We start from the raw sequence: 21,445 nt of genomic DNA on the forward strand, positions 1-21,445 counted from the left end.
ACTACTTCGGGACGATTTCGGGGTCCGGCGTGTCGGTGACCGTCCACCTCGAACACGTCGGCCAGCAGTTGCTCGGTCACGACCTCACAGGGCGGTCCCCAATCGTAGCGTTCTCCGTCGTCCATCGCGACGAGGTAGTCGGCGAACCGGGCGGCCTGCTCGATGTCGTGGAGGACGACTGCGATCGTGACGCCCTCCTCCTCATCGAGTTTCCTGACGACCTCCATCACTCGCAGTTGGTGGTGGAAGTCGAGGAACGTGGTAGGTTCGTCCAGCAGGAGGACGTCGGTGTCCTGCGCGAGGACCATCGAAATCCAGGCGAGTGCTCTCGAAACTGGTCGACCGCTCCGACCTCGAACTCGACGCGTGGCTCGACGAACTGTTCGCCACGATGCTGCCGCCGCTGCTGCACTCCCTCTACCGGTACGGGACCGCCATCACGACTACCCGGAGGAACGGTTCTGGGGGCAGGTCCGGGCCGCGATCGAGGACTACCACGAGCGGTTCCCCGAGCTCGAGGACCGGTTCGAGCTGTTCGACCTGCTCGAGCCGACGTTCCCGAAGCTGATCCTGAACCGCAATCGGATCGTGGACGTCGGCTACGGCGACCTCCTCGAGCGACCCCACGCCATCGAGCACGGCACCGTACCGAACCCGCTGTCCGAGGTCGAATCCGAGCGGTGACCTGCCGCCGGACGCGTCGCTCATCGATCCGAGTACTCGACCCGGGGCTACGAGCGAGAGCGCAATGTGGACCAACGTCGAAATTCGACCGCTCACGGATGAATATCGGTATACAGGAATCCCCCACTGATGGTACGACATCCGGACTCTGAAAGGGCGAGTGTTGCACCCGCGAGCGAACGACGTGAGCGAGCGGCTCTTTTTCGGTCCAGACTTTTTGCGTCAGCGCGGGACCGATGGTCCCGCGAGCCGTGCGAACGGACGCTTTGTCCGTGAGCAAAGAGAGTGAAAACGGTCGGTCTTAGTCCTCGGTCGTCGTCTTGTCGACGTCGAGTTCGCCCTGGTAGATCTCCGCGCCGTCCTGTGCGACCTTCTCGGCCAACACGGCGCACTTGATTCGCATCGGCGAGATTTCGACGCCGAGCATGTCGACGATGTCGTCGCGATCCATCTCGTGGAGTTCCTCGAGCGTCGCTCCGACGAGTTCGCCCGAGAGCAGGCTGGCGGAAGCCTGGCTGATCGCACAGCCATCGCCCCGGAAGGCGATCCGCTCGATCGTCTCCTCGTCGTCGGCGAGTTGGACGTCCATCCGAATCTCGTCGCCGCACATCGGGTTCTCGCCGATGTGAGTGAACGTCGGATCCTCGAGTTCCCCGTAGTTGCGCGGGTTCTTGTAGTGGTCGAGGATCTGCTGTCGGTACATATCGGAGCCCAGTCCCATCGTTGGATACGGATAGGCGAGTGACTTGTAAAAGGGTTCCGGGGCCGAAACGAGTGGACGGCCGCGTTCGGCGCGTTCGGCCGCTCGAGCGGCCGCGAGTGGTCGCTCGGGTCGTCGAAAACACTCCAGTTACCGAGTCACCGGATATCGTCCCTCGATGCAGCGGCTATCGATCGTCGGTCCGTCGCGTTCGCGAAACGGTTGGGAACTGGCGGTGCTACGCTGCGCCCCGGTCGACAGGCGGATTCAGGTAGCAGGCGTCGACGACCGCGAGTCCACCGACGACCGCCGTACCCAGCAGGGTCTGCGCCACCGACAGCTCCAGTACGGTCGCGGCGACCAGTGCAACCGCGAACGCGAGCGGGATGATCCCTAACAGGAGATCGTACCGGCTCGCCGCGGTGAGAACGTCGACCAGGGTCTCGACGGGATCCCGTTCGGGACGGCCGATTCGTTTCTCGTACATGCGTTCTCACCTCGGCAGTCCGCGGCTACGGCGCTGAGTCTCAAAACTCTTTCCGCGTTTATCGTTTATTTCTGAAGGGACGCGGTCGACGTTCCCGAGTCCGTCACGCGTCACCGGCGACCTCCCTATCGAATCGCTCGAGAAACTCGCGGACGAACGCCGCGCGATCGGCAGCGAGTTCGCGGCCCGCGTCCGTCCGCATGCGCTCGGGAAGGTCAAGGATCTTCTCGTAGAAATGGTTGTACTGCGTCGCGCCGGCGTCGGTGTCGTCGTCGGCGACCGGCAGCGCCGGGTCGTGAATCGGCGAGCCGAGGTCCCCGCCGTGAGCGAACGTCCGGGCGATGCCGACCGCGCCCAGCGCGTCGAGGTCGTCCGCGTCGGCGACGACTTTCGCCTCGAGCGTCGCAGGTTTGATCTCGTTCGAGTAGCGATGAGTGCGGACGCAGTGCTGAACGCGCTCGATCGTCTCCGCGGTCGCACCGAGATCGCCCAGAATCTCTCCGGCCTCCCGCGCCCCCCAGACCGCGTGGTCGTCGATCTCGCCGCGATCCTCCCTGTCGCGGCCGATATCGTGGCAGAGGACGCCGAGCCGGACGATCCGCTCGTCGACGGGTTCGGGATGGCGGTCGACGAGCGTCTCGGCGAGGGCTTCGACCCGCTGGACGTGGTGCCAGTCGTGGGCCGGCGGCGCGTCCTCGAAATACGGGCGGACACGGGAGCGGACTGCCTCGAGCATCGTCGAACGGTTTCGGCGGCGGAGAAATAAACGCGCCGTCCTCGAGCGACCCACGGCGGACGGAAGACGAGCGGAGTCGATCGGTCATCGCCCGCGATCGTTCGCGGTCGCCGTCCGATCGCGAGCTCGCCGGTCAGCGGGTCACTGCGACGGCTTCTGGACGATCGCGAACCAGAACTCCTCGATCGACTGGATGAATTCGACGAAATCCTCTGGTTCGACCGGCTTCTGCATGTAGCTGTCCGCCTCGAGGCCGTGCGACTGGACGACCTTCTCCCCCGCGTCCGAACTGGTGAGCACGACGACCGGAATCTCGGCCAGCACCGGGTCGTTTTTCAGTTCCGAGAGGACGTCGATCCCGCTCTTGCCGGGCAACTGGGGCTCGAGGAGGACGATGTCCGGGCGCGGTTCGTCTACGTATTCGTTTCGCTGATGGACGAAATCGAGCGCCGATTCGCCATCGGAAACGGTGTGAATGGTGTTCAGGAGTTTCGCGTCCCTGAACTGCTCCTCGAAGAGCCGGCTGTCGCCGGGATTCGGTTCGACCAACAGGATATCGATCTGTTCTGTTCGCTCGTCTTCCGTGGGCATCTGCACACTGTATTATGTGCGCGGGTAAAACGTCGGTGTCATGCTCGGTGAACAGTCTCCGCGTCTGTCCACTGTCTCGGCGTCGCCCTTGAGCGCTCGACCGAGCGCTATCGGTACTGAACCCCCGAGAGTGCGAGCCGGTATGCGATTATTCCGGGCTTGCTCGAGTCGTGTGCATCATTTCTACAGTCGATTAGCAGTAGATTTGAGCTACCCACCGCTAAAGCGGTGGGATTCAGCGTGGACTCCCGTTCTGGCCGCAGTTAAGGCAGGAGAATAGCCTCCGTTCACGTTTAACATCCCGCTGTTCAAGCGCACACCCAAGGGTGCGCCTCCGTCGCCCCCAGTTTGGTTGCGACGGAGATACCGCAACCCAATGTTCTTCGCAGCGTTGTAGTCAGCGTGGTTCTCATACCCGCACTTCAGGCACTCAAACGCTTCGCTATCCCGATTATCAGGGTGCGTGAACCCACAGTGCGAGCAACGCCGCGATGTGTTTTCAGGGTCAACCTGCTCCACATCAATACCGTGTTCCTCAGCTTTGTACTCCACGTAGTCGTACAGACGATCGAACGCCCACTTGTGCCCCCATGACGCGCCAGTTCGCTCGCGAATGTCGGTCAAATCCTCGAACGCGATGACCGAACATCCGTTCTCACGGGCTTCCGCGACGAGTTCATTGCTGATGCGGTGGAGCATCAGTTTGAACCGACCTTTCTCCTTCCGCCCGACTGATTGGATGTTTTCGTGCGCCCAGCGCGTGCCGCACTGTTGGAGGTCGCCACGGCGTTTCTCGTACTCGCGCCGACAGTGGTCGAACTCGTCGCCCGTCCTGAACGTACCCGTGCTGGTGACGGCGAGGTTGTTCACGCCGAGGTCAACCCCGAGAACCGTTCCGTTCTCGGTGGTCGCCTTCTCCGACGTATCAGACTCCACGTCCTTCTTGCAGTGGATGTGAAGTACCCAATCGCCGTCTCGGTAGTGCAGTTCCGCACCCGTCGTTTCGTACGCGTCTGAAAACAAGTACTCCGAGTGCGGCGTGTCACTCTCCTCGTCGGGCAGTACGTAGTTGGCTTCCACGCGACCGTCCGTGGTGGCGAGGGTTACGTAGTCGTCGTGGAACGTTGCGGTGCGCTTGTCGTAGACGACGTGTGGGCTGGTGAACGTGGGTTTGCTGGCTTTCTTCCCGTTCTTCCAGCGGGCGACGACGCTCTTGCAGGCTTCGGCGGCCTTGTTCCGAGCGGCTTGTACTAGTCCACCGTTGAAACCGTCCGTCTGCTCACGCACATCGTCGTAGGTTTCGTCGTCTAGCGTTGTTTTGCTGGTGGTGATGTATTCGCCTTGGAAGGCGTGGTCGACGACGTACTGTGCCGACCAGAGGAACGTGTCGACGGTGTCTTCGAGGAGTGCGGCGTCGTCGCTGTCCACGTCGAGCGCAACGGGGACGGTACGCCGCACATCCATATCTTATATGTAGTAATTGGATTTCTTAACTGTTGGGGAGTCGGCCTGCCACTGTAGCGTGGTTTGATTCAGCAGTGACGGATTCATCCCACGTTCACAAGACCGAAGGTCTTGTGCAGCCCATCAGAACGCGGAGCGTTCTGAGGACGGCTAAAGCTGTGGGTTTTCTCCTGTATCTCGTATAAGTCGCCATGCGATGACAATCATAACGGAAGCCGATCTCCAAACGCGCAAGCGGCGGGGGGCACGTCTCGAAATGCCCCGGGTGCTCAAGACACCCGAGACTGGCTTCCAACCCGAGAGGGTCCGAAAGCCATGAACGCGTACATTCTATCGGGATATAAACGTCCCGAACGACGGTGGAATCAACGCCGACGACCAGCGACTGCGCCCGATTCCCGGGACCGTCCGCGCCGTCGCCGAGGGTCGCGATGACCGGCCGCGATGAACGGATCGATCCGGCCAGCGCGACGACGGAGCCGGCCGACGACGCGGCGGACGCGGCCGAGTGGTCGCTCCCCGACTGCCCCCGCTGCGGACGTCCCGTCTGGGTAGTGACCGTGACCGGTCCCACCGACGGCACCGCCTCCCCCTGTGGCTGTTCCGTACTGCCGGGGAGCCTCGAGCGCGACTAGCTGCGTTCGCTCGTCCCTCGCGCGTTAGCTAAAGAGCTGACGCGCTTGGCGAGAGCACGGCTCTCGCTGGCCTTCGCTCACTTCGTTCGCGAAGACGTCGTCGACATCTCCTCGCACTCCGTTGTTCGCTTACGCGAACAACTGTCGTGCATCGTCGATCGCATCGACCAACTTGTCGACCTCCTCTTTCGTGTTGTAGACGTAGAAGGAGGCTCGAGCCGACGCCGCCACGCCCAGTTTGTCGTGGAGCGGCTGGGTACAGTGGTCGCCGGCGCGGATCGCGACCGCGTGGTCGTTCATGATCGAGGCCAGGTCGTGAGCGTGGACGCTCTCGAGGTTAAAGCCGACGAGGCCGCCGCGGTCCGGACCGGGCTCGGGGCCGTAGACCTCCACGCCCGGTTCGGCCGTGAGCTGCTCGTAGGCGTAGCGGGCCAGTTCTTCCTCGTGGGCCTCGATGCGGTCCATGCCGATCTCCTCGAGCCAGTCGATCGCGGCGACGAGGCCGACGGCCTCGGCGATCTGTGGCGTGCCGGGTTCGAACTTCCAGGGGAGGTCGTCCCAGGTCGAGTCCTCGAAGGTGACCTTGCGGATCATGCCGCCGCCGTAGAGGTAGGGCTGCATCGCCTCGAGAATCTCCTTCTTGCCGTAGAGGGCACCGATCCCGGTGGGGCCGGCCATCTTGTGGCCGGAGAAGGCGTAGAAGTCGGCGTCGATGGCCTCGACGTCGACGGGCCGATTGGGGACGGCCTGTGCGCCGTCGATGAAGGCCAGCGCGTCGTGGTCGTGGGCGATGTCGACGAGTTCGGAAACGGGGTTGACGGTGCCGAGCGTGTTCGAGACGTGGACCGCCGAGAGCATCGCGGTGTCGTCCGTGATGAGTTCGCGGGCGTGGTCCATGTCGAGGCGACCGTCCTCGTCGATCCGGATGTACTTCACGTCGGCACCCGTGCGCTTGCCGATCTGTTGCCACGTGACCAGCGAGGCGTGGTGTTCCATCTCGGTGAGGACGACCTCGTCACCGGGACCGAGTTCGTTCAGGCCCCACGCGTAGGCGACGAGGTTCTCGGCTTCGGTCGTGTTCTTGGTGAAGACGATCTCCTCGCGGCCGCCGCTCGCGCCGATGAACTCGGCGACGCGGTCGTGGGCCTCCTCGTAAGCGATCGAGGCCTCCTGGCTCAGGTGGTGGATCCCGCGGTGGACGTTGGCGTTGTACTCGCGGTAGTAGTCGCTCATCGCGTCGATGACCGAATCGGGCGTCTGCGTCGTCGCCGCGTTGTCGAGGTAGACGAGCTGCTCGCCGTTGAACTCCCGCTGGAGGATCGGGAACTCCTCCCGGATCGCGCCGACGTCGAGCGTCTCGAGGTTCCGTTGACTCATTGGTGTCTAGGATGGACCGCACACAAAACACTCCTTCGGTCCGAAACTGGCCGATCGTGCCGGGATCGGGTTAAAGCGGCCCGTGTTGCCTCTGGAGGGGAAAATCCGACGCCGGCGCGGTGACGGATCGAGTCGCGACGCGCTGCTCGACGGTGGGGACGGAAGGGGGGAAGGTGGAGTGGGGAGGGGAGGTGGGGGGGGGGAGACGGGGTTCGGAAGGGGGAACGGCAGGGGTGTGGTGGGGGTACCCTGGTGGGCGCCCTGCCGCAATACGTGCTTGGAGGGCCTCAGGGATACCGGTATCTCCAAATAGCTTTGGTATCCGGTCGAGCGGGAGAGACGGAACTGCTGACCGCCCGTCTCGAACCGCGGCAATCAGTGCGGACGACCGACTCGCTCTCACCGCGGCGGCTCACTGAAGATCGACGGCTGGGTGTACTGCAACAGCAGTTCCGTGTACCGCGCGTACAGCCAGGCGAGGGCGTTGAACAGGTGCAACATGACGAGGCCGATGAGCACGCCGATCGCCGAGACGGCCAGCGCCGCCTCGAGCGAGTCGACGTACAGCGAGATCAGTTCGCCGTCGGCGATCGAGAGCGTGACCGGTGCGATATCGATCATCCACCCGTCGTGCTGGTAGGTGAGTTCCGGGACGATCTCGACCGGGTTGCCGAGATGGATGCCGACCAGTTGATTCCGGTAATGGAGTGGGGCGGCGACCAGCGCGTACGTGAACGTGAAGCCGAGGATGAGGGCGATAAACGAGCCAGTCCCGAACACGAATTTGCTGAACAGGTAGACGGCTCCCTTCCACGTTCCGCCGTCGAGGACGAGCCGTCGCACCCGCTCGCGGATGCTTTGGGCCGCTCGAGCGGTCGGAATCTCAACGTCGAGTAATCGATCGGCGAGGAGTCGCTCGAAGGCGGTCAGCTCGATCGACGCGAACAGGACGACCAGTGCGGTCGGGACCCCGATACACAACAGGACCAGTGCGAGCGGAATCCCGGCGAACAGGAGCGCGACGGGCTCGGACGTGGCCAGTTCGACGAACGCGAACGCGAGTCCGATCGGGATCGCGAACCCGGTCACGAGGACGGTGAAGTAGCCGATGCCGAGCGGGAACGCGAGCACGAGATAGAGCAGGTTGTAGTACGTCCGTTTGCGGACGCCGACGCCGAAAAACCAGCGGCTCCAGGCTCGAAGGCGGTCGAACGCGGTTTCGACTGTGGTGCGTGGCGAAGACATCGGTGTGGATCTCATCGGGAATCGGGCCTCCTGAACGAGCGAACGATCGCGAGCAGTCCGAGCAGGTGACAGACGGTGACGACGAGCAACACCGTCGCGTCGGTCGCGTCGGTCGCCCAGTCGATCGCGTGTGAAAGCGCGAACGGGACGATCGTGAGAAAGGCGACGCCGACGGCCAGGAACAGCATCGGCCGACTGGCGTTGCGGGCGTAGCCCCGATAGGCTGTCCACGTGACGACCGTTCCGAGCGCGGCGCTCGCCATCCCGGCGAAGAAGATCGTCGTCGTCTCGTCGAGGCCGAACACTGTCGTCTCGAGGACTGACGCGGGAACAGAACCGGCATCGAGCGCGCCGACGCCGCCGGTCATCGGGGCCACCTCCGGCGGACGGACCGTGCGGTATCGGTCCGTCTCACGGTCGGCCGTAGACGGTATAGAGGATCGCCGTGAGGCCGGCGACCTCGCTGAGGCTCGCGAGGACGGTCGTCGTCACCGACGAGGCCCCGACGACCGTCGGGAGCAGGAAGCGGAGGATCGTCGGCACTGCGGCGAGTAGCGCGATCCCGATCGCGAGCCAGAGCAACGGGCGTCGGCGCGACTCCCTGTACCCGTCGTAGGTGCGTTTCGCGATCCAGCACGCGATCGCGAACGCGACGAGTTGTCCGACGAAGACGGCGATCGCGACCGTCGTCGCGCCGCCCTCGCTCTCGACCGTCTGCAGGGGAAATTCGAGCATGGCGATCACAGGTCCTCGAACAGCCGGGTGAATCGGTCGGCCGGGTCCTCGTCGCGTCGGTACACGTCCATCTCCATCGAGCCCTCGGCGATTTCGATCGCCACGCGCTCGAGTCGCGTGCTGTATGTCTTGTAGTGGTGTCCATCGGGATCGAGCTCCTGGTATTCGTCGAGGAACCCCTGGTCCGCGAGCCGCTCGATCCGCCGGTAGATCGTCGGCGGGGAGGCGTCACAGCGTTCGGTGAGTCGGTCGACGGACATCGGTTCCTCGCTGGCCGCGATGAGGATGCGGCGCGCGTACTCGTCGTCGAGGAGGGCGAGCACTTCCCGGTCCTCATCGTCGGTCATTCGGTCGTTCGTATGACAGGATGATATAAAAGACCCCACAGTTTCCGTCCGTGAAATCGTGGTCGACCGATTATACGGACGGCCGATATAGCTGTAATCGAGATGACGGCTATAGAAATATCCGGCTTAACGAAGGAGTACGGCGATCTCACCGCCGTCGACGACCTCGATCTCACGGTCGACGACGGCGAGGTGTTCGGCTTTCTCGGTCCGAACGGTGCGGGGAAGTCGACGACGATTAACATGCTGTTGGACTTCACGCGACCGACCGCAGGGTCGGCGACGGTGCTGGGTTACGACGCCCAAACCGAGGCCGACTCGATCAGCCCGCGAGTCGGGGTGCTTCCGGAAGGGTTCGACATCTATCCGCGCCTGTCGGGTCGCCGCCACATCGAGTTCGCCAGTAAGACGAAAGACACCGACGACGATCCGGCCGAGATCCTGTCGCGCGTCGGACTCTCCGCCGAGGACGCCGACCGACCGGCCGGCGACTACTCGAAGGGAATGCGCCAGCGGCTCGCGACCGGCATGGCGCTGGTCGGCGACCCCGACCTGCTCATCATGGACGAGCCATCGACGGGACTCGATCCCCACGGCATCCGCGAGATGCAGGACCTCGTCCGCAGCGAGGCCGAGCGCGGGACGACCGTCTTCTTCTCGAGTCACATCCTAGAGCACGTCGAAGCGGTCTGTGACCGCGTCGGCGTGTTGAACGAGGGCGAACTCGTCGCCGTCGATACGATCGAAGGGCTGCGCGAGGAACTCGGCGGCGGTGCGACGATGACCGTCTCGCTCGCGGACCCCGCCGAGTGGGCCCGCGAGCACGTCACCTCGCTCGAGGGGGTCGTCGACGTCACGGCGTCGGGGCGCACGCTCGAGTGTACGATCACCGATCCGACGGCCAAGGCGACCGTGGTGACCGAACTCACCGACGCGGGCGCGACGATTCGGGACCTGCGGATCGACGAGGTCTCCCTCGAGTCGCTGTTCACCGCGTTGACGAACGGTGAGGAGGCGGAGGACGGGGCCGACGCCCGGTCGGGGACGGTCGACGGGACTCATCTCGAGACGGAGACAGAAACGGAAACGGGGGTGGCGCGATGACGTCGCACATTCCCACCGTCGCCCGCAAGGAGTTCGACGACGCGGGCCGATCGAAGCTCCTGTGGTCGCTGATCGGGCTGCTCGTGGGCCTCGTCGTGATCGGCTACGTCGCGATCTGGTACACGGTCGACGACGTCACCGCGGCGGAGGTCCTCAGCTTCCTCGGCCTCCCGCTGCAGGTGATCATCCCGGTCGCGGCGCTGATCGCCGGCTACATGGCCGTCGTCGGCGAGCGCCGCTCGGGCAGCATCAAGCTCCTGTTGGGACTGCCGCCGAACCGGACCGATGTCGTCTTCGGCAAGCTCCTCGGACGGATGGGGGTCGTCGGGTTGGCCGTCGGGCTGGCCTTCCTCGTCTCGCTCGTCCTCGGGGCCGTCTTCTTCGGCTCGGTGCCGTTCGTCGACTGGCTCGGCTTCGCGGCCGTGTCACTGCTGTTCGGAGTCACCTTCGTCGGCCTCGCCGTCGGCGTCTCCGCAGCCGTCTCCACGCGGGGGAAGTCGATGGCTCTCGTCGTCGGACTCTACATGGTGTTCGTCGCGCTGTGGGAGCTGCTCACAGCCGGTCCATACTACCTCATCTACGACGAGGGGCCGCCGGTCGAAGCCGAGACGTGGTACCTCCTGGTCGAGCAGTTCAATCCGATCTTCGCGTACACGAACCTGGCCAGCAACATCGTCGAGGACACGATCTTCCCCTTCCAGTTCCAGTACGGCCTCCAGTCGATGGAGGCCTACCAGATGACGCCGGCCGAGCGCTATCCGGGCGACGCGCCGTTCTACTTACAGGACTGGTTCGGCGTCGTCGTCATGCTGGTCTGGCTGGTCGTGCCCGTCGCGATCGGCTACTATCGGTTCGATCGAGCGGATCTCTAGGGCCGTGAGTCGCTCGCTCTATCACGGTCCCGTATCCCTCGCAGAAAATCGGTCCCCGCTGACGCTCGAGCGGTCCCCGCTGACGCTCGAGCCCTCCCTACTGGCGCTCGATCAGTCCCCGCCGGCGCTCGGCTCCGACCGCCTCACTGCATCTGCAGCAACTGCGCGTGCAGCGTCGCCCCCACCTCGAGGACGTTCGCCTCGTCGACGAACCCCTCCTCGACGGCGAGTTCGACGGCGCGGGTGCCGACGATGTTGGCGACGTCCGCCTGGGCGAGGCTCTCGAGCGCCGCGCTCTCGTCGACCGCATCGCTGCCGTAGAACTCCTCGGTGACGGTCAGAGAGAGTTCGCCCTCCTCGAACGTCTCGCCGAGGACGTCCTCGTCGCAGACGGCGACCAGCAGCCCTTCCTGGGTCTCCCGCTCGTTGACGATCATCCGATCACTCGAGTTCCCACTCGCGCTCGTCTTCGTCCTCGTCGTCTTCGACGCCGAGATCGGCGACACCGAGGTCGTCCAGTCCGATGTCTCCCTGTCGCTGGGGTGGCGACTGGCGGTTCGCGCCGCGACCGCCGAGTCCGGCACCGGCACCGCCGCGGCCAGCCCCGGCACCACCGCGGCCGGCTCCCGGACCGCCGCCAGCGCCAGCACCGCCGCCACCCGCACCCTGACCGTACATCTCCTCGCGGTCGTCCATCATTTCCTGTTCGGCTTCCTCGCGCATCTGGTTCGCTTCGTCTGCGATCTCCTCGGCCTGATCGAACTCGCCGAGTTCCTCGAGGATCTCGGCCTTCGTCTCCAGTACCTTGGCGTTGCGCAGGCCCAGCCGGATCGCGTTGTCGACGCAGTTCAGCGCCTCCTCGGACAGCCCGCGCTCCGAGAGGAAGAAGGCGCGGTTGAACCAGCCCGCGGCGAAGCGCTCGTCGATCTCGATGGCGCGCTCGGCGTGTTCTAAGGCCTCGCTCGTCTGGCCGAACTCCCAGAGGGCGTAGGCGAGGTTCGTCTCGGCGGTCGCGGCGTGCTCGCTCTCCTCGTCGATTCGCAGGGCCTCGCGGTGGGCACCGATCGCCTCGTCCCACTCCTCGAGTTCGCCGTGGGCGACGCCCTTGTTCACCCACGCCTCCTGTGCGAGCTTCTCGTCCTCGGCGTAGCGGGCGGTCCGCTCGAAGGCATCGGTGGCCTGCTCGTAACGGTTGATCTGCATGTAGTTCAGGCCGACGTCGAGCAGTTCGCTGGCGTCGACCGCGTCCTGATCGATGTTGTGCTGGTCGAGCGTGTCGGTGACGACGCGGGAGTCGACGGGGTCGACCTTCGACGGGTCGACGCCGAGCTCCGGCGGGTCCAGGTCGAACTCCTCGTACGGATCGCCGAATCCCTCTCCCTCGGAGAAGCGATGGTCGCGATCGTCGTCTCGGTCAGTCATTAGTTGAATGTCGCGGTGACGACTGTTAAGGGCTGCGACCCGGGTATCGGCGGCGTTTCGCTGACGCCGAGCGCCGGTCGGAACGCGGCTCTCAGACGCGCTCGCCGAGGCGTCTGGTGACCCCTCGAAGCGACTGCGTCACCGCCGCCGGGTGCGGTAGTCCGAGTCGGTACCGGACCCGGTCCTGTCGTTTGAACGGCTCGAACACGGCGGGCTCTCTGAGCTCCCAGATCCGCGCCCGGTCCCGTCGGCCGCGTCGCTCGAGGACGGCGTTGGCCGCGCGGCGACCGGCCTCGTTGGCAGACTCCATCGAGGCCAGGTCCGAATTCGTTCGCACGTAATCGCTCGCGAGCGTGAGGTTCCGGACGCCGACGTCGGCCGGCGGCCGGTTCCGCAGCGAGCCGACGGTGTTGATCAACAGCGGCGAGCGGTTCTCGACGCCCTCGTCCGTTTCGACGATCGACGGATCGAGGAACCAGTCGACGAGCATCTCGTCCCGCACTCGCTCGTCGGTCCCGTTCAGGTGGCCCTTCAACTGCGCCCAGATCTCCGCCGCGATCTCCTCGCGCGTACACGCCCTGGCCGGTTTCTCGTGCAGGATTCCCGGCGTGTCCCAGTCGGAGGCGATCACCGACAGGACGCCCTCGACCGCGTCGGGGCCGCGCCCCTCGAGGTCGTAGTCGGTCCAGAACTGCCGCTGCGATATCGAGGTCAGCGCCCACGGGGCGTCGGCGTAGACCTGATGGCCCCGCGTCAGTTCGACGTCCTCGGTCAGATAGAACTGAATGCCGTTCATCCAGGCCGTCTCGAGGCGCTCGATCCGGCCCAACTCGGGCGCGGCTCGGCGCAATTCCGGCGTGACGAACTCGGGGGCGACCTCCACCGGAACGGCCAGCACGAACTCGTCAGCCCCGATCGTCTGGTCGTCGGCCAGTTCGACGCCGGTGACGCGTTGCCCGTCGAATGCGAGGCGGCTCGCGGGGGTGTTCGGCCGGAACTCGACGCCCAGCGTCTCGAGGTGGCGAACCCACGGGTCGATCCAGGCCTCGTTCGTCGGCGCGTTCAGGATTCGCTCGGTCGGCTCGGTCGGATCGAGCTGGCCGAACAGCAACTGCAGGTAGATAGTTCCGACCGTCCGGGCGCTCCCGACCTGCGGCCGGAGCGCGACCAGCGCCTGGGTCGCGTACGCGAGGCGGTCGCGAAACTCCTGCGAGCGGTTCTCGGCGTCGATGAACTCCCACCAGGAGACGTCGTCGAGCTCCTCCTCGCGTCGCCGCTCGCAGGCGGTCAAGAGGTACAGCAGCCGCTCGAGCAGGAAGCGAACGTCCTCGGCGGGCAGGTCCTCGGCGAAGGCCGGCCGCAGTGCCTCGAGCCAGCCGCGCAGCGAGTCGGGCGTGCTCGTCTCGGCGATCTTTTCCGGCTCCGTCGTGCTCGCGATGAGCGTCGCCTCGGTCTCGACGAGGTTGTCCGCGACGGTCCCGCCGCCGTCCGGGATCCGCGTCATCGTGTCGACGACGTGGCGGTAGAACGCGGGGAAGAACCGAAAGCCGTGTTCGCCGTGCAACGCCGTCGGATCGTCCGCGATCGGCATCGAGCGCGCTTTCCCGCCGAACCGGTCGTTCGCCTCGAAGACGGTCACGTCGACCCCGCGCTCGGCGAGTTCGTGTGCCGCGGTGAGGCCGCCGATTCCGCCACCGAGTACGGCTACGTCGGTCATTAGCGTTCCTGGGAATCCGATCCTGATAACGGGAATCCCTAACCACGAACCGTTACGCAACCCCGCGGGTGCCGGTCGGTGCCGGAACTGCCCTCGTCCCCGTCAGTATTGAGTACGCCGCCCGCGAGGATTCGAGTATGCGACTGTTCGTCAGCGTCGACCTCCCCGACGACCTCGCCGAACCGGTCGCCGACCTGCAAGAAGAGTTCGCTGAAGCCAGCGGACTCAACTTCACGGATCCGGACCAGGCCCATATCACGATGAAGTTTCTCGGTGATATCGACGAGGACCGGCTGCCCGCCCTCGAGCGGGAACTGGCCGCCGCGGTCGACGACGCCGACGTCGATCCCTTCATCGTCCGGTACGGCGGTCTGGGCGTCTTCCCGAATCTCGACTACATCAGCGTCGTCTGGCTGGGCGTCGAGGCGGGCGGCGAGGAACTCACCCGACTCCACGAGGCCATCGAGGAGCGGACGACCGCGATGGGGTTCGACGCCGAGGAGCACGACTTCACGCCCCACGTCACGCTCGCGCGAATGGAACACGCCGGCGGGAAGGACCTGGTTCAGGACCTCGTTCGGGAGCGCGACCCGACCATCGGCGAAACCCGCGTCGAGGAGGTTCGGCTGACCGAAAGCACCCTCACGGACGCGGGACCGGTCTACTCGACGGTCGAATCGTTCCCGCTCGAGTGACGCCCGTCGACTCGAGTACGTCCGAAGCGATCGCCCCTCGAGCGGGACGAGTAGACCGTCCATTCAGGCGATAGTCAGGAAATACAGAACTGGGTATCAAGGGTAGTTCTCCCGTAGCGAACGCGAGACGATGGCATCCGGGCTCGACGATCCGCCGGCCGACCGCACGACCGGTCGGTGGCGCGTCACGCGCCGCGAGGCGCTCGTCGCGCTCGGCGGCGCGGCCCTCGCCTCCTCGACCGGCCCATCGACGACTGCGATGGTGGCCGACCGCGGTCCCGACGAGCCCGTTCGCATTCGCGTCTACCCCGGCGACGTTCCGTTTCAGGCGCGGCTTCGGTACGGACTCAGCGACCTACGCCGCGACTGGCCGACGCCCCTCCGCGACGCGCTGGCGGCTATCGAGGACGCGTTCGAGCAGGTGCTCGCCTACGCCCGCGAGCGCTCCCGTCTCGAGTCTCTCGAGGTCCGCGTCGAACGCGGCGCTCCGATCCGGTTTCCGCCCTCGACGACGCCGCTCTCGACCGACGCGGTGCTCCCGTCGCTCGAGGCCCTCCTCGAGCGCTTTCGCGAGCGGTTGCGGAGACGGGACGCGCTCACCGGCCGGGCCTGTCACGTCCTCCTCGACTGGTCGCCACTGAATTACCGGGTCGGCTACGGCGGGACGCTGGCCCCGAACTCGATCACCGGCTCGTCGGCGGCCGACGGTGACAGCGGTGACGCACAGACGGTCGCGAACGTCGGCGCGACCGAAGTCTGGGACTCGCGGGCGGTGACGCGGAACATGGCGATCCACGAGACGATGCACACGTTTCTCCCGCACGAGATCGTCGACGCGATCGGAGCGGCGTACTGCGACCACGAACTCGGAACCGCCGTGCGGACGGCCGAGGACACGCTGGAGATTTCCCCGATCGCGACCGCGTACGCCGGTCACGACCGGATCGGCGGCGGGACCCGCTTCCCCGGTACCGGCTGCTGTGACCGGGACCGGTTCTCCCGCCACGACGGCACCGACGGTATCGAGAACTGGACGTACACGACCGAACTCAGCGAGGCCACCTGCGAGGCCGTGACCAGGTTCCTCGAGCGACGATTCGAGGACTGACGGCTCGAGGACTGCGGTTCTATCGAGACCGGCTCCGTCGCGACGCGCTGTCGTCGTCGGTCTCGACGGCTGCCCTGCGAGATGGACAAGATTTTAAGCCAGCGTGGGCTACGTCCGGCTACTATGGGTAAAAAATCGAAGGGCAAGAAGAAGCGACTTGCCAAACTCGAGAACCAGAACAGCCGCGTGCCGGCCTGGGTCATGATGAAGACTGACATGGAAGTCCAGCGCAACCCCAAGCGACGCAACTGGCGGCGTAACGACACTGACGAGTAACGATGAGCGCAAGTGATTTCGAGGAACGCGTCGTCACCGTTCCGCTGCGCGACGTCAAGAAGGGAGCCAACCACGAGGCCGCCGACTACGCGATGCGACTGGTCCGCGAACACCTCGCGAAACACTTCGCAGTCGACGAGGAGGCCATCCGACTCGATCCCTCGATCAACGAGAAAGTCTGGTCGAACGGCCGCTCCAACCCGCCGCGAAAGCTGCGCGTTCGCGCAGCCCGCTTCGACGAAGAGGGTGAAGCCGTCGTCGAAGCCGAGGTCGCCGACTAAACTTGCAACGCCTCGCCTTCGCCGGGTCGGCCTACGTCGGCGTCTTCGCCCGTGCGACCGACTCGTGCGTTCTCGTTCGCCACGACGTCGACGACGACGTTGCCGCCGACCTGACAGACGAACTCGAGGTGCCCGTCATCCAGACGACCGTCGGCGGCTCCTCGACGGTCGGTGCGCTAGCGACCGGTAACGAAAACGGCCTGCTCGTCAGCGCTCGCGTCCTCGAGTACGAACGCGAGCTCCTCGAGGAGGAGGTCGACGTGCCCGTCGCCGAACTGCCGGGCAGCATCAACGCCGCCGGCAACGTCGTGCTGGCGAACGATTACGGGGCCTACGTCCATCCGGACCTGCCCCGCGAGGCGATCCAGATCGTCAAAGACACGCTCGAGGTCCCCGTCGAACGCGGCGACCTCGCGGGCGTCCGAACCGTCGGCACCGCTGCGGTGGCGACCAACACAGGCGTGCTCTGTCACCCCAAGGCGACCGACGAGGAACTCGACATCCTCGAGGACGCCCTGGACGTCCGTGCCGACGTCGGCACGGTCAACTACGGCGCGCCGCTGGTCGGCTCCGGCCTGATCGCCAACGAGGCCGGCTACGTCGTCGGCTCGGAGACGACCGGACCCGAACTGGGCCGGATCGAGGACGCGCTCGGCTATCTCGACTGACGCGGCTGCTCCGAGGCCCGATTTCGGTTCTCTGCGCACCCCGTCTTCTCCTCGAGCGACCGCGATTGCTGTCGTTCGCTCGACTCTGAGTCCAGAAAAATTCGTTCCGTGAGTCCCCTCTCAGACCGGTATCTATATTTACTCGATATCGAGTACTCTATACATGGTCTGGCAGGATCTGGTCTTCATGGCCGGCAGTTTGCTCTCGGTCGTCTTTCTCGCGCCCGCACTCCGGGACGTGAACGCGCGAATCCCCCTCGCGACGAGCGTTCCCAAAATGGCGCTCGGGGCCGTCTACGCGGTCACGTTCGCGACGATGGGGATGTCTCTCGCTGCGATCGGTCTCCTCGCGACCGGACTCATGTGGTACTTGCTCGCGGCGTACCGCTCGCCGCGGGCGATCGCGGCCTCGCGTTCTCGCTCGTCCACTTCGGCCGCCTCGGTCGCCCGTGACGGGCAGCAGCGACTCCCGACCCTCGAGGACTGACGGTTCGATCGGGCCTCACTGACGCTCGAACCGATGTAATACCACATCGCTGTCGTCGTCCCACTCGAAATTCTCGTGGGCGCGCTCGAGCATGCGTCGATACCCCTCGAGGTCGTCCATTCCTTCGGCCCGCGCGTCCTCGTCGGTCAGCTCCCCGAGCGTCCGCTCGCGGACGGCGGTCACTTCGAAGGTCGTCCCGTCGATCGTGAACGTGTCCCCTTCATCGGCGTACTGATGGCCGCGGTGGATCTGGGTGACCTCGCCCTCGAGGGCCTGGGTCTGCATTCGCTCACTGGGCAGTAGCTCGCCGGGATCACGTTCGCTCATGGTCGCGGATTCGGTCCCGCACGGTAAAACCGTTGACCCTCCGCACATCGGGAGATCGACGGCCGAGACGCGCCTCTCGCCCTCTCGTGGCAGATGTGGCCGCTCGAATGGGAAGGGAAGATTCTTCCGACTGCCTGCCGGAGGAATGGGTATGAGTGAATTTACGGTCAGTGGTCGGTTCAAGAGCCGCGACGGCTTCGCGGAGTTCGAGACGACCATCGACGCCGAGAACGAGAACGTCGCCCGCGAACACACCTACACCCAGCTCGGAAGCCAGCACGGGCTGAAACGTAGCGAAATCGAACTCGAGGAGGTATCCCAATAATGAGCCAACAGCAACTACAGCAGCTTTCCCAGGAACTGCAGGAGATCGAAGAACAGATCGAGGCCCTTCGAACGAACGTCGAGGCCGTCCAGCAGGAGAAGACCGAGGTCGACGAGGCAATCGAGGCGCTCGACACGCTCGAGACGGGCTCGACCGTGCAGATGCCCCTCGGCGGCGGTGCGTACCTTCGAACGACCATCGAGGACATCGACGAAGTCATCGTCGACCTCGGTGCCGACTACGCCGCGGAGTTCGAGGAGGGCGACGCCGTCGACGCCCTCGAGAACAAGAAAGAGCACCTCGACGACCAGATCGACGAGCTCAACGAGGAGATCGCCGAACTCGAGACCGAGAGCGAGGAACTCGAACAGCAGGCCCAGCAGCTCCAGCAGCAGGCGATGCAACAGCAGATGCAGGGTCAGGGAATGGGCCAGGGTCAGCCCGACGAATAACGCGGCGTAGGGACTCTTACCGATACCCATGTTTGACAACCTGAAGGACAAGCTCGGTAGCTTCCGGAAAGACGCCGAAGAGGCCGCCGAAGAGAACGTCGAGGAGGTTGACGAAGACGATCTCGAGGACGAGGACCTCGAGGCGGCCGACCCGGACGCAGCGCCGGCGGAGGCGACGGACGCGGAAGCCACCGATACCACCCCCGAAACGACGGACGCCGAGACGGCGGCCCCAGCGTCCGCTGCGGTGGACCCGGACGCGGAGGTCGCGCCAGAATCGGAGTCGGGGGCGACGACCGAGTCCGCCACTGCGGACGCGGCCGAGTCCGCGGGTCAGGAACCGGCGACCGGTTCCGACGTCGATTCCCTCGAGTCCGACGACCCCGAGTCGGTCTCGGACGAACCGGTTCCCGACGAGGAGCCGGCCGAGACGGCGGTCGTCGACGAGGAAGCCGCGGACGAGGAAGCCACGGACGACGAGGACGAAGAAGCCACGGAAGTCACGGACGAGGAGGAAGACGACGCCGATGACGGCGGGCGGACCGGGCTCGGTGCCAGGGCTAGGTCCCTCTTTACGGGGTCGTCCGACGATTCCGAACCGGAATCGGACGAGGCGGCTCCCGTCGAGGAACCGTCCGACGCAACGGCTCCGACCGCGGAATCCGCCGAGATCGCCGAGACGGCATCAGTCGACGAGGGGTCGACCGAGACGGAGACGGCGGCTATCGGCGACGAATCGGCCGATACAGCGGTCGGCGACGAAGAACCGGCCGATGCCGCGGTCGGCGGCGAAGAACCGGCTGTCGACGAGACCGACGAAGCCGCTGACGACGAGGACGCCGCCGATAACGGCGGAACCGGCTTCGGTGCCAAGGCCAAGTCCCTCGTCAAGGGGAAGTTCGTCATCGAGGAGGAGGACCTCGAGGGCCCGCTCCACGAACTCGAGATGGCCCTGCTCTCGAGCGACGTCGAGATGGGCGTCGCCGAGGAGATTCTCGACAATATCCGCGACGAACTGGTCGGCGAGACACGTACCTTCACGACCTCGACCGGCGAGGTCGTCGAGGAGGCGCTGCACAACGCGATCTACGACGTGATCAGCGTCGGCCAGTTCGACTTCGACGAGCGCATCGCCGTCGAGGATAAACCGGTCACCATCATCTTCACCGGCGTCAACGGCGTCGGGAAGACCACCTCGATCGCCAAGATGAGCCGCTACTTCGAGGAACGAGGCTACTCGACGGTGATGGCCAACGGCGACACCTACCGCGCCGGGGCCAACGAGCAGATTCAGGAACACGCCAACGCGCTGAACACGAAGTGTATCAGCCACGAGCAGGGCGGCGATCCCGCGGCGGTGCTGTACGACGCCGTCGAGTACGCCGAGGCCAACGATATCGACGTCGTACTGGGCGATACGGCGGGTCGACTCCACACCGACGAGGGGCTGATGGACCAACTCGAGAAGATCGGTCGCGTCGTCGATCCCGATATGACGCTGTTCGTCGACGAGGCCGTCGCCGGCCAGGACGCGGTCAATCGCGCCCGCGAGTTCAACGAGGCCGCGGAGATCGACGGCGCGATTCTGACCAAAGCCGACGCCGACTCCAACGGCGGTGCGGCCATCTCGGTCGCTCACGTCACCGGGAAGCCGATCCTGTTCCTCGGCGTCGGACAGGGGTACGACGACTTGGAGCGGTTCGATCCCGACGAGATGGTCGACCGGCTACTGGCCGAAGACGACTGAGTGCGCCGTCGCGGGACCGTCGTCACGTCACCGGTCCGCTATTTCAGAAGACACTTATTGTTCGTCTGAGATGTCGCCGTATGAACCGTCCCCGCTCTCGACGAACGTTTCTCGCGTCGATAGCGACGACCGCGGCGGTCGCGACGGGCGGGTTCGAGCACGACTCGAGTCGCGCAGCCGGACAGTCGCTCGAGTCTGAGACCGTTCCCGCGGATCGGTACGACTGCAGCGACGTCGACCGTCCTGAGCCCGAGCAGTCGGACGACGAGGCGGCGCTCGAGCCGCTGGAGTACCCGACACTGCCGTCGGCGGCAAACGCCGGCGAGGATCGCAGTTCGGCGGATGGCTCACGGTCGCCGGCGGTGTACGGTGTGACCAAGTACGTCACCGAATTCGAGCGGGCGTATCGACGGAACGCGTTTCTCGTCCAGTACGAATCCATGGCACGGGTCTTCGACCTTCACCGGACGGCGTATCGGACGGCACCGATCGACTCGACTGCAGACAGAGATGCCGTCCTGGTGGCGATCCGCTACAACGTGACGAGGGGGACGCGCCAGTCGACTACGAACCACCGTACCGAGTGGGACGTCCGCGTCGTCTACTATCTCGACGAGCAGTTCCTGCTCCGAGCGCAGTACGACGGCGTCGCAGAGACGGTGACGTTCGATCCCGATCCGCGAACGCAGGGGACGCTCGTCGCCTGCTTCGGCTGACCGTTCGCAACCCGATCACCGGCGAGATGCGCTCGAGGAGGACACGTCCCCGTTGATTCCCCGCTGATCGGATAGGGCGGTGACGCGGGCGGTTACACGGTACCGGGGACGATTGCCGCTATCACCGACGCGATCGCCGCAGGTATCGACCTCGGGTGACGCGCTTCGTCGTGCTGTCGCCGGTTTCGGGCCGGTACCGTTGTCAGTGGCCGATCGATGGGGCAGTATTTGCCGGTGAAAACGATCC

At 65.3% G+C, this 21,445-nt stretch carries 28 protein-coding genes and 1 pseudogene; 14 read left to right on the forward strand and 15 right to left on the reverse strand.

The features are described 5' to 3' along the window. Nucleotide 1: 1 nt before the first annotated feature. Nucleotides 2-323: pseudogene (locus LDH66_RS17240) on the reverse strand (ATP-binding cassette domain-containing protein); the annotation flags it as partial. Between the two features lie 43 nt (nucleotides 324-366). Between LDH66_RS17240 and LDH66_RS17245 the strand changes: the two are divergent. Beyond that, a complete protein-coding gene (locus LDH66_RS17245) occupies nucleotides 367-684 on the forward strand; it encodes a ferric iron reductase (RefSeq protein ID WP_319004366.1) in 318 nt (105 codons plus the stop codon). Nucleotides 685-985: 301 nt separating this feature from the next. On the opposite strand, the gene LDH66_RS17250 is transcribed toward LDH66_RS17245, so the two are convergent. The 5 genes from LDH66_RS17250 to LDH66_RS17270 all read right to left on the reverse strand — a co-directional run bounded on the left by LDH66_RS17250 (nucleotide 986) and on the right by LDH66_RS17270 (nucleotide 4,662). Next, complete coding sequence (locus tag LDH66_RS17250; protein WP_226482321.1) at nucleotides 986-1,405, reverse strand: iron-sulfur cluster assembly scaffold protein; 420 nt, start codon at nucleotides 1,403-1,405, stop codon at nucleotides 986-988. Nucleotides 1,406-1,622: 217 nt separating this feature from the next. Beyond that, nucleotides 1,623-1,871 carry a DUF8015 family protein gene (locus LDH66_RS17255; RefSeq protein WP_226482322.1) on the reverse strand — a complete coding sequence of 83 codons (249 nt, stop codon included), beginning with the start codon at nucleotides 1,869-1,871 and terminating at the stop codon, nucleotides 1,623-1,625. 103 nt (nucleotides 1,872-1,974) lie between these two features. After that, complete coding sequence (locus LDH66_RS17260; protein WP_226482323.1) at nucleotides 1,975-2,607, reverse strand: HD domain-containing protein; 633 nt, start codon at nucleotides 2,605-2,607, stop codon at nucleotides 1,975-1,977. A 141-nt stretch (nucleotides 2,608-2,748) separates the two neighbouring features. Next, complete coding sequence (locus tag LDH66_RS17265; RefSeq protein ID WP_226482324.1) at nucleotides 2,749-3,198, reverse strand: response regulator; 450 nt, start codon at nucleotides 3,196-3,198, stop codon at nucleotides 2,749-2,751. A gap of 210 nt (nucleotides 3,199-3,408) precedes the next feature. Further along, nucleotides 3,409-4,662, reverse strand: coding sequence for an RNA-guided endonuclease InsQ/TnpB family protein (locus LDH66_RS17270; protein WP_226482325.1), 1,254 nt, complete (start codon nucleotides 4,660-4,662; stop codon nucleotides 3,409-3,411). 431 nt (nucleotides 4,663-5,093) lie between these two features. On the opposite strand from LDH66_RS17270, the gene LDH66_RS17275 reads away from it, so the two are divergent. Next, on the forward strand, nucleotides 5,094-5,297 hold the full coding sequence (locus LDH66_RS17275; protein ID WP_226482326.1) for a hypothetical protein: 204 nt from the start codon (nucleotides 5,094-5,096) through the stop codon (nucleotides 5,295-5,297). A 129-nt stretch (nucleotides 5,298-5,426) separates the two neighbouring features. Here LDH66_RS17275 and LDH66_RS17280 read toward each other — a convergent pair whose 3' ends face one another. The 5 genes from LDH66_RS17280 to LDH66_RS17300 form a co-directional block, all read right to left on the reverse strand. Beyond that, complete coding sequence (locus LDH66_RS17280) at nucleotides 5,427-6,674, reverse strand: aminotransferase class V-fold PLP-dependent enzyme (protein ID WP_226482327.1); 1,248 nt, start codon at nucleotides 6,672-6,674, stop codon at nucleotides 5,427-5,429. Nucleotides 6,675-7,073: 399 nt separating this feature from the next. Then, nucleotides 7,074-7,919: a sensor domain-containing protein gene (locus tag LDH66_RS17285; protein WP_264182503.1), complete on the reverse strand. Its 846-nt coding sequence runs from the start codon at nucleotides 7,917-7,919 to the stop codon at nucleotides 7,074-7,076. 11 nt (nucleotides 7,920-7,930) lie between these two features. Continuing rightward, entirely contained in the window at nucleotides 7,931-8,287 is a 357-nt protein-coding gene (locus LDH66_RS17290) for a DUF7521 family protein (RefSeq protein WP_226482329.1), read from the reverse strand. A 43-nt stretch (nucleotides 8,288-8,330) separates the two neighbouring features. Beyond that, nucleotides 8,331-8,654, reverse strand: a complete 324-nt coding sequence (locus tag LDH66_RS17295) for a hypothetical protein (RefSeq protein WP_226482330.1) — start codon at nucleotides 8,652-8,654, stop codon at nucleotides 8,331-8,333. 5 nt (nucleotides 8,655-8,659) lie between these two features. Next, entirely contained in the window at nucleotides 8,660-9,001 is a 342-nt protein-coding gene (locus tag LDH66_RS17300) for an ArsR/SmtB family transcription factor (protein WP_226482331.1), read from the reverse strand. Between the two features lie 102 nt (nucleotides 9,002-9,103). Between LDH66_RS17300 and LDH66_RS17305 the strand changes: the two genes are divergently transcribed. Continuing rightward, on the forward strand, nucleotides 9,104-10,105 hold the full coding sequence (locus LDH66_RS17305) for an ABC transporter ATP-binding protein (protein WP_226482332.1): 1,002 nt from the start codon (nucleotides 9,104-9,106) through the stop codon (nucleotides 10,103-10,105). Then, complete coding sequence (locus LDH66_RS17310; RefSeq protein ID WP_226482333.1) at nucleotides 10,102-10,977, forward strand: ABC transporter permease; 876 nt, start codon at nucleotides 10,102-10,104, stop codon at nucleotides 10,975-10,977. The genes LDH66_RS17305 and LDH66_RS17310 overlap by 4 nt, the downstream gene beginning before the upstream one ends. A gap of 143 nt (nucleotides 10,978-11,120) precedes the next feature. Here LDH66_RS17310 and LDH66_RS17315 read toward each other — a convergent pair whose 3' ends face one another. The 3 genes from LDH66_RS17315 to LDH66_RS17325 all read right to left on the reverse strand — a co-directional run bounded on the left by LDH66_RS17315 (nucleotide 11,121) and on the right by LDH66_RS17325 (nucleotide 14,116). Further along, on the reverse strand, nucleotides 11,121-11,414 hold the full coding sequence (locus LDH66_RS17315) for a DUF424 domain-containing protein (protein ID WP_226482334.1): 294 nt from the start codon (nucleotides 11,412-11,414) through the stop codon (nucleotides 11,121-11,123). 4 nt (nucleotides 11,415-11,418) lie between these two features. Continuing rightward, nucleotides 11,419-12,399 (reverse strand): tetratricopeptide repeat protein, encoded by a 981-nt coding sequence (locus LDH66_RS17320; RefSeq protein ID WP_226482335.1) that lies wholly within the window; start codon nucleotides 12,397-12,399, stop codon nucleotides 11,419-11,421. A gap of 91 nt (nucleotides 12,400-12,490) precedes the next feature. Continuing rightward, complete coding sequence (locus tag LDH66_RS17325; RefSeq protein WP_226482336.1) at nucleotides 12,491-14,116, reverse strand: hydroxysqualene dehydroxylase; 1,626 nt, start codon at nucleotides 14,114-14,116, stop codon at nucleotides 12,491-12,493. A 137-nt stretch (nucleotides 14,117-14,253) separates the two neighbouring features. On the opposite strand from LDH66_RS17325, the gene thpR reads away from it, so the two are divergent. The 6 genes from thpR (at nucleotide 14,254) to LDH66_RS17355 (ending at nucleotide 17,631) form a co-directional block, all read left to right on the forward strand. Next, nucleotides 14,254-14,811, forward strand: coding sequence for an RNA 2',3'-cyclic phosphodiesterase (thpR, locus tag LDH66_RS17330; protein WP_226482337.1), 558 nt, complete (start codon nucleotides 14,254-14,256; stop codon nucleotides 14,809-14,811). Nucleotides 14,812-14,941: 130 nt separating this feature from the next. After that, the gene (locus LDH66_RS17335) at nucleotides 14,942-15,919 is read left to right on the forward strand and encodes a hypothetical protein (protein ID WP_226482338.1); all 978 of its coding nucleotides are present in this window, start codon (nucleotides 14,942-14,944) and stop codon (nucleotides 15,917-15,919) included. A 123-nt stretch (nucleotides 15,920-16,042) separates the two neighbouring features. Then, nucleotides 16,043-16,195, forward strand: a complete 153-nt coding sequence (locus tag LDH66_RS17340; RefSeq protein ID WP_004267621.1) for a 50S ribosomal protein L39e — start codon at nucleotides 16,043-16,045, stop codon at nucleotides 16,193-16,195. A gap of 2 nt (nucleotides 16,196-16,197) precedes the next feature. Further along, on the forward strand, nucleotides 16,198-16,476 hold the full coding sequence (locus LDH66_RS17345) for a 50S ribosomal protein L31e (protein ID WP_226482339.1): 279 nt from the start codon (nucleotides 16,198-16,200) through the stop codon (nucleotides 16,474-16,476). A gap of 2 nt (nucleotides 16,477-16,478) precedes the next feature. Beyond that, a complete protein-coding gene (locus tag LDH66_RS17350) occupies nucleotides 16,479-17,144 on the forward strand; it encodes a translation initiation factor IF-6 (RefSeq protein ID WP_226482340.1) in 666 nt (221 codons plus the stop codon). 163 nt (nucleotides 17,145-17,307) lie between these two features. Beyond that, entirely contained in the window at nucleotides 17,308-17,631 is a 324-nt protein-coding gene (locus LDH66_RS17355) for a hypothetical protein (RefSeq protein ID WP_226482341.1), read from the forward strand. 15 nt (nucleotides 17,632-17,646) lie between these two features. Here LDH66_RS17355 and LDH66_RS17360 read toward each other — a convergent pair whose 3' ends face one another. Continuing rightward, a complete protein-coding gene (locus LDH66_RS17360) occupies nucleotides 17,647-17,958 on the reverse strand; it encodes an ASCH domain-containing protein (RefSeq protein ID WP_226482342.1) in 312 nt (103 codons plus the stop codon). A gap of 151 nt (nucleotides 17,959-18,109) precedes the next feature. Between LDH66_RS17360 and rpl18a the strand changes: the two genes are divergently transcribed. The 4 genes from rpl18a to LDH66_RS17380 all read left to right on the forward strand — a co-directional run bounded on the left by rpl18a (nucleotide 18,110) and on the right by LDH66_RS17380 (nucleotide 21,198). Next, entirely contained in the window at nucleotides 18,110-18,283 is a 174-nt protein-coding gene (gene rpl18a / locus LDH66_RS17365) for a 50S ribosomal protein L18Ae (RefSeq protein WP_226482343.1), read from the forward strand. Further along, nucleotides 18,283-18,735, forward strand: a complete 453-nt coding sequence (gene pfdA, locus LDH66_RS17370; RefSeq protein WP_226482344.1) for a prefoldin subunit alpha — start codon at nucleotides 18,283-18,285, stop codon at nucleotides 18,733-18,735. The genes rpl18a and pfdA overlap by 1 nt, the downstream gene beginning before the upstream one ends. Nucleotides 18,736-18,763: 28 nt before the next feature. Continuing rightward, nucleotides 18,764-20,482, forward strand: a complete 1,719-nt coding sequence (gene ftsY, locus LDH66_RS17375) for a signal recognition particle-docking protein FtsY (protein ID WP_226482345.1) — start codon at nucleotides 18,764-18,766, stop codon at nucleotides 20,480-20,482. Between the two features lie 80 nt (nucleotides 20,483-20,562). Then, on the forward strand, nucleotides 20,563-21,198 hold the full coding sequence (locus LDH66_RS17380) for a hypothetical protein (protein WP_226482346.1): 636 nt from the start codon (nucleotides 20,563-20,565) through the stop codon (nucleotides 21,196-21,198). Nucleotides 21,199-21,445 lie beyond the last annotated feature (247 nt).

The organism is Natrinema amylolyticum (genome assembly GCF_020515625.1).
Lineage (GTDB): Archaea > Halobacteriota > Halobacteria > Halobacteriales > Natrialbaceae > Natrinema > Natrinema amylolyticum.